Source organism: Pseudomonas sp. IT-P12, assembly GCF_949767465.1.
In the GTDB taxonomy this organism is placed as follows: Bacteria; Pseudomonadota; Gammaproteobacteria; order Pseudomonadales; family Pseudomonadaceae; genus Aquipseudomonas.
The window spans coordinates 721,100-735,969 of the sequence record NZ_CATKPY010000022.1; the positions used below are offsets into that span (position 1 = coordinate 721,100).

The 14,870-nt window shown below is 62.2% G+C and carries 13 protein-coding genes; 9 read left to right on the forward strand and 4 right to left on the reverse strand.

Going from position 1 to position 14,870, the window contains the following annotated elements:
- Positions 1 to 41: 41 nt before the first annotated feature.
- Positions 42 to 1,175: an MFS transporter gene (locus ACM6IM_RS18085; protein ID WP_414865888.1), complete on the reverse strand. Its 1,134-nt coding sequence runs from the start codon at positions 1,173 to 1,175 to the stop codon at positions 42 to 44.
- Between the two features lie 92 nt (positions 1,176 to 1,267).
- Here ACM6IM_RS18085 and ACM6IM_RS18090 point away from each other — a divergent pair, with 92 nt between their 5' ends.
- From ACM6IM_RS18090 to ACM6IM_RS18110, 5 genes are all read left to right on the forward strand, one after another.
- Positions 1,268 to 2,032, forward strand: a complete 765-nt coding sequence (locus ACM6IM_RS18090; RefSeq protein ID WP_192304753.1) for an AraC family transcriptional regulator — start codon at positions 1,268 to 1,270, stop codon at positions 2,030 to 2,032.
- Between the two features lie 96 nt (positions 2,033 to 2,128).
- Positions 2,129 to 3,250 (forward strand): HlyD family secretion protein, encoded by a 1,122-nt coding sequence (locus ACM6IM_RS18095; RefSeq protein WP_414865889.1) that lies wholly within the window; start codon positions 2,129 to 2,131, stop codon positions 3,248 to 3,250.
- A complete protein-coding gene (locus ACM6IM_RS18100) occupies positions 3,247 to 4,839 on the forward strand; it encodes a DHA2 family efflux MFS transporter permease subunit (RefSeq protein ID WP_414865890.1) in 1,593 nt (530 codons plus the stop codon). Before ACM6IM_RS18095 ends, ACM6IM_RS18100 begins: the two co-directional genes overlap by 4 nt.
- Before the next feature lie 206 nt (positions 4,840 to 5,045).
- On the forward strand, positions 5,046 to 6,401 hold the full coding sequence (locus ACM6IM_RS18105) for a hypothetical protein (RefSeq protein ID WP_414865891.1): 1,356 nt from the start codon (positions 5,046 to 5,048) through the stop codon (positions 6,399 to 6,401).
- Positions 6,398 to 6,784, forward strand: coding sequence for a hypothetical protein (locus tag ACM6IM_RS18110; RefSeq protein ID WP_201191032.1), 387 nt, complete (start codon positions 6,398 to 6,400; stop codon positions 6,782 to 6,784). Before ACM6IM_RS18105 ends, ACM6IM_RS18110 begins: the two co-directional genes overlap by 4 nt.
- Positions 6,785 to 6,850: 66 nt before the next feature.
- On the opposite strand, the gene ACM6IM_RS18115 is transcribed toward ACM6IM_RS18110, so the two are convergent.
- Positions 6,851 to 7,291, reverse strand: a complete 441-nt coding sequence (locus tag ACM6IM_RS18115) for a carboxymuconolactone decarboxylase family protein (RefSeq protein WP_192304757.1) — start codon at positions 7,289 to 7,291, stop codon at positions 6,851 to 6,853.
- Positions 7,292 to 7,504: 213 nt separating this feature from the next.
- On the opposite strand from ACM6IM_RS18115, the gene ACM6IM_RS18120 reads away from it, so the two are divergent.
- From ACM6IM_RS18120 to ACM6IM_RS18130, 3 genes are all read left to right on the forward strand, one after another.
- Positions 7,505 to 8,011 carry a sigma-70 family RNA polymerase sigma factor gene (locus ACM6IM_RS18120; RefSeq protein ID WP_414865892.1) on the forward strand — a complete coding sequence of 169 codons (507 nt, stop codon included), beginning with the start codon at positions 7,505 to 7,507 and terminating at the stop codon, positions 8,009 to 8,011.
- On the forward strand, positions 8,011 to 8,967 hold the full coding sequence (locus ACM6IM_RS18125; RefSeq protein WP_414865893.1) for a FecR domain-containing protein: 957 nt from the start codon (positions 8,011 to 8,013) through the stop codon (positions 8,965 to 8,967). Before ACM6IM_RS18120 ends, ACM6IM_RS18125 begins: the two co-directional genes overlap by 1 nt.
- A 102-nt stretch (positions 8,968 to 9,069) precedes the next feature.
- Entirely contained in the window at positions 9,070 to 11,499 is a 2,430-nt protein-coding gene (locus tag ACM6IM_RS18130; RefSeq protein ID WP_414865894.1) for a TonB-dependent siderophore receptor, read from the forward strand.
- A 155-nt stretch (positions 11,500 to 11,654) separates the two neighbouring features.
- Here the strand turns inward: ACM6IM_RS18130 and ACM6IM_RS18135 are convergent, their stop codons facing one another.
- Together ACM6IM_RS18135 and ACM6IM_RS18140 are read right to left on the reverse strand one after the other, a co-directional pair.
- Positions 11,655 to 13,097 (reverse strand): mechanosensitive ion channel domain-containing protein, encoded by a 1,443-nt coding sequence (locus ACM6IM_RS18135; RefSeq protein ID WP_192304765.1) that lies wholly within the window; start codon positions 13,095 to 13,097, stop codon positions 11,655 to 11,657.
- A 103-nt stretch (positions 13,098 to 13,200) separates the two neighbouring features.
- Positions 13,201 to 14,067, reverse strand: a complete 867-nt coding sequence (locus ACM6IM_RS18140; protein ID WP_414865895.1) for a pirin family protein — start codon at positions 14,065 to 14,067, stop codon at positions 13,201 to 13,203.
- Positions 14,068 to 14,269: 202 nt separating this feature from the next.
- Between ACM6IM_RS18140 and ACM6IM_RS18145 the strand changes: the two genes are divergently transcribed.
- Entirely contained in the window at positions 14,270 to 14,809 is a 540-nt protein-coding gene (locus ACM6IM_RS18145) for a PaaI family thioesterase (protein WP_192304769.1), read from the forward strand.
- Positions 14,810 to 14,870 lie beyond the last annotated feature (61 nt).

Here is a 14,870-nt window from a genome sequence, read left to right on the forward strand (position 1 = left end):
TTAAGACTACGCAATTGTCATTGTGACTAGACCTTGAGCGGTCAGGCAGCGGGTTGGGTTTTCAACGTCAGCAAGCCGGCCAGCGCACCGCAGGCGACCAACACTTCACCCAGTGCCTGGGCCCAGACCGCCAACATCAGCCCACCGCCCATCAACAGGTAATACAGAAAACCGAACAGCGCGCCGGCAGTTCCCAATCGATCGGTGTAACGGCCCAACGCAGCCCCCAGAATGTTCGGGATGGCCATGCCGAAAGCCAACACCACCGGCAGCATCGCCAACACGAACAGGACGCTGCCCTGAAGCAGCCATACGCCGATCCCGCCAGACAACGCCAACCCCGCCGCCAGGCGGATCAACTGTGAGCCGTCGAGACCGCGCCGAAGCAGGCACTTGTTGAGCCAGGCGCCGAGACCTGAAGCCAGCGCCAGGATCACACCGCTGTAGCCGAACCACTGCGCGTTCAAGCCCAAGCGCTGAAACTCGAAAGGGCCCAGGCTGTAGTAGCTGAACAGGGCCACGTTGAAAAGCGCCACCAGTGACGCCGACCGCCATATCTGCAGATCGCCCAGCATGCGCCCGAGCGTTTCGAACAAAGGCGGTATGGGCATTCGCTGCGGCCGCGTTTCCGGCAAGGCGTACAGGCAGCCCAGCGCCAACGCCGACGACAACAGCAACAAGCCCCCCGCCACACCCCGATAACCGAAGCCCTGGACCAGGCTCGCGCCGACGAACAGTCCAATCGCCGGACTGACCGCGAGCGCGATGCCGATCACCGAAAACACCTGTGCCAGGTCCGCGCCTTTGAACCGGTCGCGCAACACGGTCTGTGTCACCACCGAGCCCACTGCTGCACCGAACGCAGCCAGCGCCTGCGCGGCCAGCAACCCGTTGAAGGTGCTGACCCTCATCGCCAGTACCGAGGCCACCGCGTACAGGGCCAACCCCGACAGCATCGAAGGCCGCCGGCCGATCCGATCGCAGAGCAGGCCCCACGTCACCACGCCTGAGGCGAACGCCAGGAAAAATACCGACAGCATTCGCCCAGCGGTGTGTGGCCCGACGCAAAACACCTGGCCAATGTTGGTCAGCGCCGGGCTATAGAGGGTTTGCGCCAGCTGCGTGAACATCAGCAAGGCAATGGCCATTACCCGCAGTGGAGTGTGATTCGTCATGGCTTCGCTCTCAGAAAAAGAGAGCAGCCTAGTGGAGCACCAGCTGACGTATTATCGAAATCAGGACAATAAATCGATGAGATCGGACAAACATGGCTTGGCTGGATTCCCGCGCACGGTTCGACCCTGATGCGTTTACAGCACCGGTTATCGGTATCGCTGCCACGCTCGGCAATCACGATTCGGGCCTGCATCAACATCAGCGCGGCCAGCTGTTGTTCACCCGCCAGGGCTGTATGCGCATTACGCTGGCCCAGCAGTTATGCCTGCTGCCGCCTTCTCGCGCCGCATGGATTCCGTCGGGAGTGCGTCACCGTGCCGTCATGCAGCAGAGTGTCGACTATCGCTCGATCTACCTGACACCGGCCTTGTGCGCCGAGCTGCCGCAACATGTCTGCGTGATGGAAGTCAGCGCGTTGCTGCACGCGGTTTTGGAACCAATGGCCTTCTGCGACTTCGACACGGATTGGCAGCAGGGCAAATTCTTTCATTTGCTGGGCCTGTGCCTCGGCGAAATTCGCGACGCTGCGCAGCAACCCATGCTGCTGCCGCTGCCGTGGGACAAACGCCTGGCACCGCTGCTCGAATCCCTCGATCGGTTGCCTCCCGAACTTCAGGCATTGCAAGCGCAAATAGGCGCCAGCGGCCGCACCATCGGCCGGATTTTCCAGCGCGAAACCGGCATGAGCTATCAGCAATGGCGACAACAGTGGCGGTTGATGCGAGCCATTGAATTGCTCGCGACCGGACGAACCATCAGTTACAGCGCTTTCGAATTGGGATTTGCCAGCGACAGCGCATTCATCGCGTTCTTCAAGGCCATGACCGGTGTCACTCCGGGCGCCTGGTTGAATTGAGCACCTGACCACTGGCGACAGAATTCAATTGCAAGCAAATATTACATACGTCATATTATGTGCGTAATGTATATCCGTTGCCAAAGGTATTCCCTGATGACCAGCATGCCCAGCCCTGAATCCGATCTCGCTGTTGCGGCGCGCGCGCCACGGTCACCCCTGCTCAAGCGCCTGGTTCTGCTGACGCTGGCCATGTCCGCACTGGTATTGGCTGGGTTGTACGCCGCGCACTGGTGGACGGCAGGCCGTTTCATCGAGGAAACCGACGACGCCTACATCGGCGGCGATGTGACGGTGATCGGGCCGAAGGTCGCCGGTTACATAGAAGAAGTGCTGGTCAGCGACAACCAGCGCGTGAAGGCCGGCGATGTGCTGATTCGCCTCGATTCCCGCGACTACCGCGCCCACCTGGCCAAGGCCGAGGGTGCGGTCGCCGCCGAAGAAGCCTTGCTGGCCAATCTCGACGCCACAGAACAACTGCAACAGGCCGTGATCGGCCAGGCCCGCGCCGGGATCGAGGCCGCGGGTGCCGAAACCGCACGCTCCCGGGATGACAACCTGCGCTACAAGAAGCTGGTGGGCAGCAATGCCGTGTCGGTGGAGAGCGCCCAGCGCGCCGACGCCACGTTCAAGACCGCCCAGGCCCTGAGTTCAAGGGCCCAGGCCGAACTGCTCGCCGCGCAACGGCAATTGAACGTGATCGAAACCCAGAAACAGCAGGCCCGGGCCGCGCTGATGCAGGCCCGGGCCGAACGTGACCTGGCGCAACTGAATGTCGGCTACACCGAACTGCGCGCGCCCATCGACGGCGTCATCGGCAACCGCCGTGCACGGGTCGGCGCGTATGCACAGGCCGGTTCGCAACAGTTGTCGGTGGTGCCCTCGAGCGGGCTGTGGGTCGATGCCAATTTCAAGGAAGATCAACTGGCGCACATGACCCCCGGCCAGCCGGTGGTGATCCGCGCCGACGTGCTTTCGGGGCAGCAATTCCACGGTCACCTCGACAGCCTTGCCCCCGCCAGTGGCTCCCAGTTCAGCGTGCTGCCACCGGAAAACGCCACCGGCAACTTCACCAAGATCGTCCAGCGGGTGCCGGTGCGTATCCGGCTCGATCCGGCGGACAGCGTGCTCGGCCACCTGCGTCCAGGGTTGTCGGTGACCGCCGAGGTGGACACGCGCCAGGCACCTGAATCCGCCGCCGTGGCCAGTGCGCCATGAGCCGCGCCCTCGCCGCTCCCGCCCAACCGTTCAACGCGGCGGACATGGCGACGGCGACCAAGGTGTTCGCCTTCGCCAGCATGTGCATCGGCATGTTCATTGCGCTGCTGGACATTCAGATTGTCTCGGCGTCATTGCGCGATATCGGCGGCGGGTTGTCAGCCGGGACGGATGAAACCGCGTGGGTGCAGACCAGCTACCTGATCGCCGAAATCATCGTGATACCGTTGTCAGGCTGGCTGTCGCGCGTGTTTTCGACCCGCTGGCTGTTCTGCGCGTCCGCCGTGGGCTTCACCCTGGCCAGCCTGCTCTGCGGCGCGGCCTGGAACATCCAGAGCATGATCGCCTTCCGCGCACTGCAGGGGTTCCTGGGCGGCTCGATGATCCCCTTGGTGTTCACCACCGCGTTCTTTTTCTTCACCGGCAAGCAACGGGTCATCGCCGCCGCGACCATCGGCGCCGTCGCGTCACTGGCGCCCACCCTGGGGCCGGTGATCGGCGGCTGGATCACTGACGTGTCGTCGTGGCACTGGCTGTTCTACATCAACTTGGTGCCGGGTATCTTCGTCGCGGTGGCGGTGCCACTGCTGGTGAAAATCGATCAGCCGGAGCTGTCCCTGCTCAAGGGCGCCGACTACCTGAGCATGGTGTTCCTGGCGCTGTTTCTTGGCTGCCTGGAATACACCCTGGAAGAAGGTCCACGCTGGAACTGGTTCAGCGACCGCACGATACTGACGACGGCCTGGATCAGTGGCCTGGCGGGCCTGGCATTTATCGGTCGCACCCTGCACGTGGCCAATCCGATCGTCGATTTGCGCGCCCTGAAAGACCGCAACTTCGCCCTCGGCTGCTTCTTCTCGTTCGTTACCGGGATCGGCCTGTTCGCCACAATTTACCTGACACCGCTGTTTCTCGGCCGGGTGCGTGGCTATGGCGCGCTGGACATTGGCCTGGCGGTTTTCTCCACCGGGGTGTTCCAGATCATGGCCATTCCGCTGTATGCCTTTCTGGCCAACCGCCTCGACCTGCGCTGGATCATGATGACCGGCCTGGGCCTGTTCGCGTTGTCGATGTGGGATTTCAGCCCGATCACCCATGACTGGGGCGCCAGGGAATTGATGTTGCCGCAGGCCCTGCGCGGGATTGCCCAGCAACTGGCGGTGCCGCCGGCGGTGACCCTGACCCTCGGCGGGCTGGCACCGGCCCGGCTCAAACATGCCTCCGGGTTGTTCAACCTGATGCGAAACCTCGGGGGCGCCATTGGCATCGCCGCCTGCGCAACCATCCTCAACGACCGCACCAACCTGCACTTCACCCGGCTGGCGGAAAACCTCAACAGCAGCAACGAGGCCCTGAACCAGTGGCTGTCCCAGGTCGGCCACAACTTCGCCGCCCTGGGCCAGAGCGGCGACATCGGCGTCACCGCCAGCCTGCATCAGCTCTGGTTGCTGACCTACCGCGAAGCGCAGACGCAAACCTATGGCGACACCTTCCTGCTGATCGGCGCCTGCTTCGTCATCGCCACGGCGCTGGTGCCCTTGATGCGCAAGGTGCAACCACCGGCCGCACCGAGTGCTGATGGGCATTGAGCGAGGCTCAGGTCAGGCGTCAGAGAAATGCGTAGGAATACTTAAGTACGGTCATGTAGGACCGCTCCCTTTCTCCTTTTTGCCCCCATTATTTCCCGGTTAACGGCGGCCACGATGCTTTAGCTTTAGAGCAAATTGGCCGTGGGGCACTTCCTCGATAGATCGACCTCGGCCGCGCTCATTCATCCTCTTGGGGATAGTTTCCTGTGCGCCTGATTCATCGACATGATCGCGAACGCCAGGGCATCAGCCTGCGCAATATCGAATCGCCTTTTTTTGCAAAGTCCGCAGTTCAAGAGGTTTTCGCAGGGCGGTCTCTTCGATCGATTGACGGGCTCAAGGTGTGGACGCATGGCCAGGCCTGGAGCGATCAAAAAATCCTCGACGCGGTGGGAGAAGGTGATCTGCTGCTGGTCTCGGACGACCCCTTCGATCCACTGAGCAGCGATACATCCGGCCGGTATTGGTTTATCACCGAGGACAGCGGGTTTTTCGGCGGGTTGCAGCGTCCTGCTGCCCAAGGCGTGTCCACGCGGCCACCCGCTGAACCCTGGGTCAAACCGCCGCCACAGGAACCCGGCTTTTATGTCGTACCGAAGAGCACAACCGCCGAGCAGCTGAAAGCAACGCTGTTCGCGACGCAAAACCCCTCGGTGATGCGCAAATTTGAGGCGCTGAACCACGGTCTTGGCGAGGTGAAGGCGGGCACGATGATCGTGCTCAGCGATCCGCACAACCTGCAATGCACCCGCGAAGAGGCCCTGTTGACGGAGGCCGCGGCCAAGACCAATAGCGCTCTGGAGGTGTTGAGCCCGCAAGAGGCGGACTTCATGGTCCGCCACCGCCACGAAATCGAAACCTTCCTGGCCGAGGGATCAACGGCGATCGGTGTGGGCGAGGCGATTTTCAGCAGCAACCTGAAAAACATGCAGGTCCTCCTGAAGGACATCGAAGCGCTGCACGTGCGCACGTTCAACGCACACGGGCATCTACGCTCACCGGAGTTTTTTGCCGAGCGCAAACGACTGCTCAACCAACTCAACACCCACCTGACCGCCCTGAGCCGCAAGGGTATTGGCTTACCGGACCATCCAAATCTGAAAAACGCGCTGGGCATCTCCAGTCGCAGCCTGGTCCACCGCTGGACCAAGGCCGGAGCCGCCGGACAGATTCCCGGCTACGCGACGCACATCGAAGGCGTGGCCAAAGCGGCGAAGGTGGTCAAGTACGGCGGCTGGGTTGGCACTGCGATTGGCGGTGGGGCGTCTTATATGAAGGTGCAGGATGTCTGCGCTGAAGGCGATGCCGAGGCGTGCAGGAAGATCAAGTTTACCGAGACTGGTAGTTTTACAGGTGGGGTCATAGGGGGAACGTTGGCTGGTGGTCTCTTGGGCAGTAGCGCCGCTGGAACCGTTTGCGTCGCGTTGGGCGTGCCCACCTTAGGTACCGGCACGCTGGTGTGCGGTGTGGTTGTAGTCGGAGTGGCTTCACTTGCAACGAGTATTCTCACCAACTGGGGTGGCGAATATATTGGCGAAATCATTTATGAGCACTCTCGATGAGCATCGTACAGCTGATAGTTGTGGGCGTGGGCGGACTGTCCATAGTCAGCGGTTACATCTGGTTCTGCTTTGTCTTTTATATGACATTCACTGAGTTGGAGGCCGTTCTGGGCCACCTGGAAAACAGCCCGGACGTGGTGTTTTTATCCCGAACCCGAAGAAGCGGCTTCGTCGGAAAGTCTCGCTTGATGATCGAATTGTCTGGAATTGTGACGTTTCCACGCTTTCACTCCCGAGTCGTCAAATTAAGCCCAGACGATCTGTCCAATATACCCGTGTCGATCAAGCGAAAACTGGCAATCATGCAATGGAGCGGCATCGTCATATTGGTCTCCATGATTGTGTCATTCGGTATCGGAAAAATTGCTGGCCTGTACCGTTAAATTTCCACCTCGAAGAATCCTTGGGCGCACCGGTGCCGATGTTCACTCACCGGCACCAAAGCTCCTTCAAGCCTGAGGCATTTTGCGAAAGCCCACCGCCAGGCGGTTCCAGCTGTTGATGGTGGAAATCGCCACGGTCAGGTCGACCATTTCCTTGGGGCTGAACTGCGCAGCGACGTATTCGTAGACATCGTCCGGAGCGTGGGTCTGGCTGAGTTCGGTCAGGGACTCGGTCCACGCCAGCGCGGCGCGTTCGCGATCGCTGAAGAACGGCGCCTCACGCCAGGCCGTCACGGCGAACAGGCGGCGCGTGGTTTCTCCGCCCTTGAGGGCATCGGTGGTGTGCATGTCGATGCAGAAGGCGCAGCCGTTGATTTGCGAGGCGCGCAGCTTGACCAGTTCGATCAGGCTCTTCTCCAGCGGCAGCTTCGAAACGGCACCTTCCAGGGCCATCATGGCTTTGAGTGCATCGGGGGAAGCGGTGTAGAAATCGATACGAGGTTGCATGGCGGGCTCCAGGGGTTAGTGGGGTGTCACTAAGTTAATCCCGTGCACCGGCGAGACAAATAACCAATATTCCAGAAGTCGAGGAGGCCATTGCGCCTGCGAAAAAATAAAAGTACGCCGGGCTGATTGCCAGCGGTCGGTCCGCGCCACTAGAATGCGATCAATTCTTAATTGCAGTCAGGCCAGGGCGCCCGAATCGAGTACCTGCTCCCCATGTCGTCGACCGACCACCCTTCGAACCAGCAAATCCACACCCTCTACAGCGAACATCACGGTTGGCTGCAGGGATGGCTGCATCGAAAACTCGGAAACCGCTGCGATGCGGCCGACCTGGCCCACGACACCTTCCTGCGCCTGCTGACCCGTCAGGTCATCAAACCCCTGGGCAGCGAACCGCGGGCGCTGCTGACCCATATCGCCAAAGGCCTGGTGATCGACCGCTGGCGGCGCCAGGACCTTGAGCGTGCCTACCTGGACACCATCGCTCAACTGCCCGCGTGCGAGGTGCCTTCGCCGGAAACCCGCCTGCTGATTCTCGAAACCCTGACGCGGATCGAAGCGCTGCTGCGCGAATTGCCGGCGGTCACCCGCGACACCTTCCTGCTGTCACAGATCGAAGGCCTGACGTACGGCCAGATCGCCGAGCGCCTCGGCGTGTCGCTGATCACCGTGAAACGGCACATGCGCGCCGCCTTCATTGCCTGCCTGAGTGTCGCCTGATGAACCCGATGATCAATCCGCAAATCATCGGCGAAGCCGCCGACTGGCTGGTGCAGTTGCACTCGGGATCCGCCACGCCGTCCGACCATCAGGCCATTGCCCAGTGGCGCAACCGCAGCGCCGAGCATGCCCAGGCATGGCTGCGGGCCGAAGCGCTGCTCGGGGAATTTCGCAGCGTGCCGCCCAACCTCGCCCTGCAGACCCTGCAACGGGCGGCGCGCAAGGATGGCCTCAGCCGCCGCCAGACCCTGACGCGCCTGGGCCTGTTGCTCATGGCCGGCCCCGTGGGCATCGCCGCGCAACATGTGCCGTGGCAACAATGGAACCCCGATCAGCGCACCGCCGTCGGCGAGCAGAAACAGTTGCAATTGCCCGACGGCAGCCAGTTGTTGCTCAACACGCAAAGTGCCGTGAACATTGCCTTCAGCCCGCGGGAACGGCGCATCACACTGCTGGATGGCGAAGTGTTGATCAGTACCGCCAGGGACGACCAGGCGCGGCCGTTTATCGTTGAAACCCCGCAAGCCATTGCCCGCGCACTGGGGACGCGCTTCTGCGTGCGCACCCACGACTCGCTCAGCCAGGTGTCCGTGCTCGAGGGGCAGGTGGAAGTCACCCCACTGTTGCTGTCACAAGGCACGACCCTCAAGGCCGGAGAGCGCCAATCGTTCAAAGCCGACCGGTTCGACCCGGTGGAACGCTTCGACACCAGTTCCCTGGCCTGGGACAAAGGCATGTTGTTGGCCAACAACATGCGCCTGGACGAATTGCTCGGTGAGTTGAGCCGCTACCGTCCCGGCATCCTGCGCTGCCATGCCGATGTCGCGGGGCTGCGGGTGTCGGGGGCGTTTTCCCTGAGCGATACCGACGCCAGCCTGCGCCTGCTCAGCGATACGCTGCCACTGCGAATCAGCAGCCTGACCCGCTACTGGATGTCGGTCGAACCCCGGGCCTGACCGCCTGCTGAAATTTTTTCCCTGCCCCCTGATACCTTTTTGCGTTTCGTTCGGTGTGTGGATCAGACCTCTTCAATTCCACGCGCTCGACAGGAACGCCGAATGACTTCAACGCTGCTGCACCGCCCCGCCGAATTCCCGCTCAAGGCCCTGAGCCTGAGCGTTGCCCTGGCCTTTACCCTGTTGGTGCCCGTCAGCAGCCAGGCTGCCGACAGCGTCAGTGAAAGCACCGCCCGCAACGTCAACATCGCACCGGGCCTGCTCAGCCATGCCCTGGCGCAATTTGCCGTGGCGGTCGGGGTGCCGCTGTCGTTCGATCCGGCACAACTGGGCAATCGCCAGAGCCCGGGATTGCAAGGCAACTACAGCGCGCAAGCGGGCTTCGCGCAATTGCTGGAAGGCAGTGGTTTCGAACTGATCAGCACCGGCGGCAACGGCTACACCGTGGCGCCGCGAGTGTCCGCCGATGGCGCACTGGAACTGGGGGCAACCAACGTCAGTGCCCTGCGCGACGACAACACCGAGACCTACGGCGGTGGCCAGGTTGCCAAGGTGGCGCAGGTCGGCATCTTAGGCAGTCAGGCCTTGAAAGACCTGCCCTTCAGCGTCACCAGCTACACCGCCAAGACCATTGCAGACCAGCAGGCCCAGACCGTCGGCGACGTGTTGCTCAACGATGCTTCGGTGCGCCAGTCCTCCGGTTTCGGCAACTTCTCCCAGGTGTTCATGATTCGCGGTTTGCCGCTGGTGTCTGACGACATTTCCTACAACGGCTTGTACGGCATCCTGCCCCGGCAGATCGTCGCCACCGAGGCACTGGAGCGGGTCGACCTGTTCAAGGGCCCGAACGCTTTCGTCAACGGCGTCACCCCCAGTGGCAGCGGGATCGGCGGCGGCGTCAACCTGCAACCCAAACGCGCCCAGGATGTGCCGACCCGCAGCATCACCCTCGAACACAGCAGCGATGGCCAGGTCGGCGGGCACCTGGACCTGGGCCAGCGCTTTGGCGAAGACAACCGGTTCGGTGCGCGAGTCAACCTGATGCAACGCGAAGGTGACACCGCCGTCGATGACGAAGACCGACGCTCGTCGCTGATCAGCCTCGGCCTGGACTATCGCGGTGATCGCCTGCGCCTGTCGGCGGACCTGGGCTACCAGAAACAGGTAATCAACCAGGGACGCTCGGTGATCTACGTCGATTCGGCCCTGAGCAAGGCGCCCAAGGTGCCGCACGCCAATGCCAGTTACGCGCAGAGCTGGAGCTATTCACAGCTGGAAGACACCTTCGGCATGGCCCGCGCCGAGTACGACCTCAGCGACAACTGGACCGCCTATGTCTCCGGTGGCGCCAAACACACCCGGGAGAATGGCGTGTATTCGTCGTTGACCGTCACCAATCTCAACGGCAACGCCAAGGGCGGCATGCTCTACTCGCCCCACGACGAAGACAACAAAAGCCTGATGGCCGGCCTCAATGGCCACTTCAACACCGGGCCGGTCAGCCATCAATTGAACTTCGGCCTGGCGGGCATCTGGGGCCAGCAGCGCTCCGCGTTCGAAACCATCGGCGCCGCCTCGCGCTACGACAGCAACCTCTACGATGTCACCGACAAGCCGCGTCCACGCCCGACATCCTTTGCCAGCGACATCTCCGATCCGCGCATCGTCGGCAAGAACACCCTGCGCAGCGCTGCGGTGTCCGACACCCTGGGCTTGCTCGACGATCGTGTCTTACTGACCCTCGGCGTGCGCAAGCAGACGATGAACGTCGACGGCTGGAACACCGCCAGCGGCGCGCGCACCTCAAGCTACGAAGAATCGATCACCACTCCGGTCTACGGCCTGGTGATCAAACCGTGGGAACACGTTTCGTTCTACGCCAACCGCATCGAAGGCCTGGCCAAGGGCCCGACGCCGCCGACCACCGCGATCAACCGCGACGAAACCTTCGCCCCGGTGCGCAGCAAACAGATCGAAGCCGGCGTGCGCCTGGACATGGACAGCTACGGTGCCAGCCTGGGCGTGTATCGCATCGAACAGCCTTCGAGCTACACCCAGGGCGGGATCTTCCGGGTCGACGGTCAGCAGGAAAACAAGGGCGTTGAGCTGAACCTTTACGGCGAACCCCTGGACGGCCTGCGTCTGCTGAGCGGCGCCACCCTGATGAAGACCGAAATCGAAGGCAGCACCAACGGCGTCAACGACGGCAACCGCGCGGTCGGCGTGCCACGCTTCCAGTTCAACCTGGGTGCCGACTGGGATGTGCCGGGCATCGAAGGCGCAGCCGTCAGCGCGCGGATGTTGCGCACCGGCGGGCAATACCTGAATGCCGCCAACACCCAGAGCATTCCGACGTGGAACCGCTTCGATCTGGGCTCGCGTTACGCGTTCAAGCTCGACGACAAGGAAATCACCCTGCGCGCCAACCTGGAGAACGTGGCGAACAAGGCGTATTGGGCATCGGCGTATGGGGGTTACCTGACGCAGGGCACGCCGCGGACATTGAAGGTGTCGGCGACGCTGGATTTCTGATTCGCAGCGCGCCGTTTGCCCTCTTCGTCGGCACGCCGCCCGGAGCAGGCCCGCATCCACATTCGACCCGGTCTCATCAATGGAACAGGGTCAACCGTGGGAGCGGATTTGCTCCGGGCCTGCGACGAACCGCGCAACGGCCATCCACCCGAGCCTCAGGCGCGGTTGCGCAACCACTGCAAGAACCCTCTCTTCGGCGCCACCTTCGGCACTTCCTCGGTCAACGTCTGCGCCCGGTGCAAGCGATAATCGAGCAGCGCCTTCATCGCCTCGCCAATGTCATGCCGCGCTTCCAGGCAAGGCTTGAGATAATCCTTCTCGATCCGGTACAGACTGCAGGCTGTCTTGGCGCTGAATTCGGCGGGCAGCGAAGTGTCCGACAGGATGCCGCCCTCGCCGATCACCTCGCCCGGCCCCATGCGCCCGGACTCGAACTTGACCCCGGCACGGCTCAGCGCCACCGTCACCACGCCGGATTCGACGATGAACAAATGGTCGCTGACCTCCCCGGCCGGCAGAATCGTTTCCCCGGCACGGAAGGTCTGCAGGGTCATGTGCTGACTGAAGGTTTCCTTTTCCTCCTGGCGCAGGGTGGAGAAAATCGCCGAGCTTTCCAGCAACGCCCGTGGCCGTGACAGATTCGCCGGCGCATTCGACTCGACACTCGACAACAGGCTCACGCCCGATGCCTGCAAGTGCCGGAACGCCAGGTCGAACAGCAGATTGCGCACCATGCGCTTCTGGTCCATCGACACCACGAAACCACTGATTTCGTATTCCACGCCGGTGGCGCTCGAACCTTTGAGCGCGACGCTGGGCGCCGGCTTGCTCAACAGATGACGGCAGCCCTCCACCGCCCGTTCCAGCGCATCGATCACCGTCTGTGGACGGGCATGCGGGCTGAGCTGCAGGCTGATCGACACGCCGAACATATCGCTCGGTCGGCTGAAATTGATGATCTTGGCCTTGGCCGCCAGCGAGTTGGGGATGACTGCCATGCTGCCCTGGGACGTTTGCAGGCGCGTGGCGCGCCAGTCGATGTCGGTGACTCGGCCTTCGGTGCCGTCGATGGAGATCCAGTCATCCAGTTGATAGGGTTTGGTGGTGTTGAGCACAATCCCCGAGAACACGTCGCTGAGGGTGCTTTGCAAGGCCAGGCCGACGATGATCGCCAATGCGCCGGAGGTCGCCAGCACGCCTTTTACCGGCAAGTCCAGCACGTAGGCCAGTGCGGCAATGATCGCGATCAGGAAAATCACCGCGCCGAGCAGGTCCTGCAGCAGGCGCCCGGTGTGCCCCACCCGCTGCATCATCCCCGCCCCGATCAGCACCGTCAGCGTGCGCGCACCGAACAGCCACCAGCCGATCTGCAAACCGGTCGCCGCCAGGTGCAGCGGTACGTTGTCGGCCCAGGGCGCAGGCTCCAGCGGGTTCAACCCTTCGTTGAACAGCAGGATGCTGAACAGCGAAAAAATCAGCAGCCGCACCACCAGCTTCCAGTTGCTGCCATTGGCGCTGATCAGGCGCCATAACCCCAAGTCGATCAGGATCAGGATCAGCGCGCAGATCAACGGGTGATTGGTGAGCAATGACAGCATCGAACAGCTCCAGCCGGATACGGATGGGCACAGTGTAGGAGCAATTACCGGTCCGGGAGCAATACAAAAAAGCCTGTTCGAGGGGCTGGATGGCGCCCGTGCTTCAAGCGCTCATCTGCCCGAAGCGCCCCGAGTGGAAATCAGCGAACGCCTGGTGGATCTCCTCCTCGCTGTTCATCACGAACGGACCGTGGCCGACGATGGGCTCGTCGATCGGTTCGCCGCTGAGCAGCAGCACGACAGCGTCGTTGTTGGCTTCCAGGCTGAGCTGCTGACCCGCGCGTTCGAACAACGCCAGTTGCCCTTCCCGCACCAGCTCCTGGCCGTTGACCTGAACCGTACCGCGCAGCACCACCAACGCAGTGTTGCGGCCTTCGTGCAGGTCGAGGGTCAGCAACTTGCCGCCATTGAGGCGCATATCCCAGACATCGATCGGGGTGAAGGTTCGCGCCGGACCGGTACGCCCCTCGAATTCCCCGGCGATCAGGCGCAGGCTGCCGGCCTGGTCCTTGAGCGGGATGTTCGCAATGTCGCTGTCGAGAATCGTCTGGTAACCCGGGTCGGCCATCTTGTCCTTCGCCGGCAGGTTGACCCACAGCTGGACCATTTCCAGGGCGCCGCCGGATCTGGCGAAGGCTTCGGAATGGAACTCTTCGTGGAGAATCCCCGACGCCGCCGTCATCCACTGCACATCACCGGGACCGATCTTGCCGCCACTGCCCGTGGAATCGCGGTGCTCCACCTCGCCTTCGTAGACGATGGTCACCGTCTCGAAACCGCGGTGCGGGTGTTGGCCTACACCGCGACGTTCAGTGGTCGGTAAGAATTGCGCAGGGCCGGCGTGGTCCAGCAGCAAAAACGGGCTGATGTGCTTAGCCAGGTTGTCGTAGGAAAACAGCGTGCGAACCGGAAAGCCGTCACCGACCCAATGGGTTCGTGGGCTGGTGTAAACGCCGATGAGGTTTTTCATGAAGTCTCCAAATCTGTGGTGTGACCCGATGGAGAAAGCTTAAAACTGAACCCTTTGGAGCGCTAGACGGCAAAAACAAGCTTGAGCGTTCCACATGGAGGACGATGCTGGACGATACACGGGGCTGACATTGATTTTATTTCGGGCATAATATTAAACGAAATTACAACCATAATATCGTTATCCGCCCGAGGACATGCTCATGCAAAACCCGACCCGCGAAACCACCCTGGCGCAATGGATCGCCGAGGAGGACGCCATGCGCGCGCGCCTGGCAGAGCCCGGCAGCCTGTCGCTGGCCGAGGTCAGCGCGTTGTCGCCCAGCGAATTCTTCGACGGCATCGGCAACGGCGAACTGCCCTCCCCGCCTATTGGCACGCTGATGGATTTCATCCCGATCCAATGGTCGGCCGGGCTGTTCGTCTTCCAGGGCACACCGGATTCGCGGCACTACAACCCACTGGGCAGCGTGCATGGTGGTTACGCCGCGACCCTGCTGGACTCGTGCATGGGTTGCGCGATCCACACACAGCTGAAAAAGGGCCAGGGCTACACTACACTGGATCTGCGCATCAGCTATGTGCGCGCGCTGACGGGCGCCAGTGGGCCGGTGCGGGCCGAAGGCAAGATCGTGCACCTGGGACGCTCGACGGCACTGGCCGAGGGACGGATCTATGACGTGGATGGGCGCTTGTATGCCACGGGTTCGACCACCTGCATGATTCTCGAGGCGCGCCAGTAAGCCAGCGAAAATCCCGAAACACACGGCGCCTGGCCCCCCGCCATCGCGAGCAGGCTCGCTC

Excerpts from the sequence above, each read along its gene's own strand:
- ACM6IM_RS18085 (WP_414865888.1), bottom strand. The coding sequence starts at position 1,175 with ATGACGAATCACACTCCACTGCGGGTAATGGCCATTGCCTTGCTGATG.
- ACM6IM_RS18090 (WP_192304753.1), top strand. The coding sequence starts at position 1,268 with ATGGCTTGGCTGGATTCCCGCGCACGGTTCGACCCTGATGCGTTTACA.
- ACM6IM_RS18095 (WP_414865889.1), top strand. The coding sequence starts at position 2,129 with ATGACCAGCATGCCCAGCCCTGAATCCGATCTCGCTGTTGCGGCGCGC.
- ACM6IM_RS18100 (WP_414865890.1), top strand. The coding sequence starts at position 3,247 with ATGAGCCGCGCCCTCGCCGCTCCCGCCCAACCGTTCAACGCGGCGGAC.
- ACM6IM_RS18110 (WP_201191032.1), top strand. The coding sequence starts at position 6,398 with ATGAGCATCGTACAGCTGATAGTTGTGGGCGTGGGCGGACTGTCCATA.
- ACM6IM_RS18115 (WP_192304757.1), bottom strand. The coding sequence starts at position 7,291 with ATGCAACCTCGTATCGATTTCTACACCGCTTCCCCCGATGCACTCAAA.
- ACM6IM_RS18120 (WP_414865892.1), top strand. The coding sequence starts at position 7,505 with ATGTCGTCGACCGACCACCCTTCGAACCAGCAAATCCACACCCTCTAC.
- ACM6IM_RS18125 (WP_414865893.1), top strand. The coding sequence starts at position 8,011 with ATGAACCCGATGATCAATCCGCAAATCATCGGCGAAGCCGCCGACTGG.
- ACM6IM_RS18130 (WP_414865894.1), top strand. The coding sequence starts at position 9,070 with ATGACTTCAACGCTGCTGCACCGCCCCGCCGAATTCCCGCTCAAGGCC.
- ACM6IM_RS18135 (WP_192304765.1), bottom strand. The coding sequence starts at position 13,097 with ATGCTGTCATTGCTCACCAATCACCCGTTGATCTGCGCGCTGATCCTG.
- ACM6IM_RS18140 (WP_414865895.1), bottom strand. The coding sequence starts at position 14,067 with ATGAAAAACCTCATCGGCGTTTACACCAGCCCACGAACCCATTGGGTC.
- ACM6IM_RS18145 (WP_192304769.1), top strand. The coding sequence starts at position 14,270 with ATGCAAAACCCGACCCGCGAAACCACCCTGGCGCAATGGATCGCCGAG.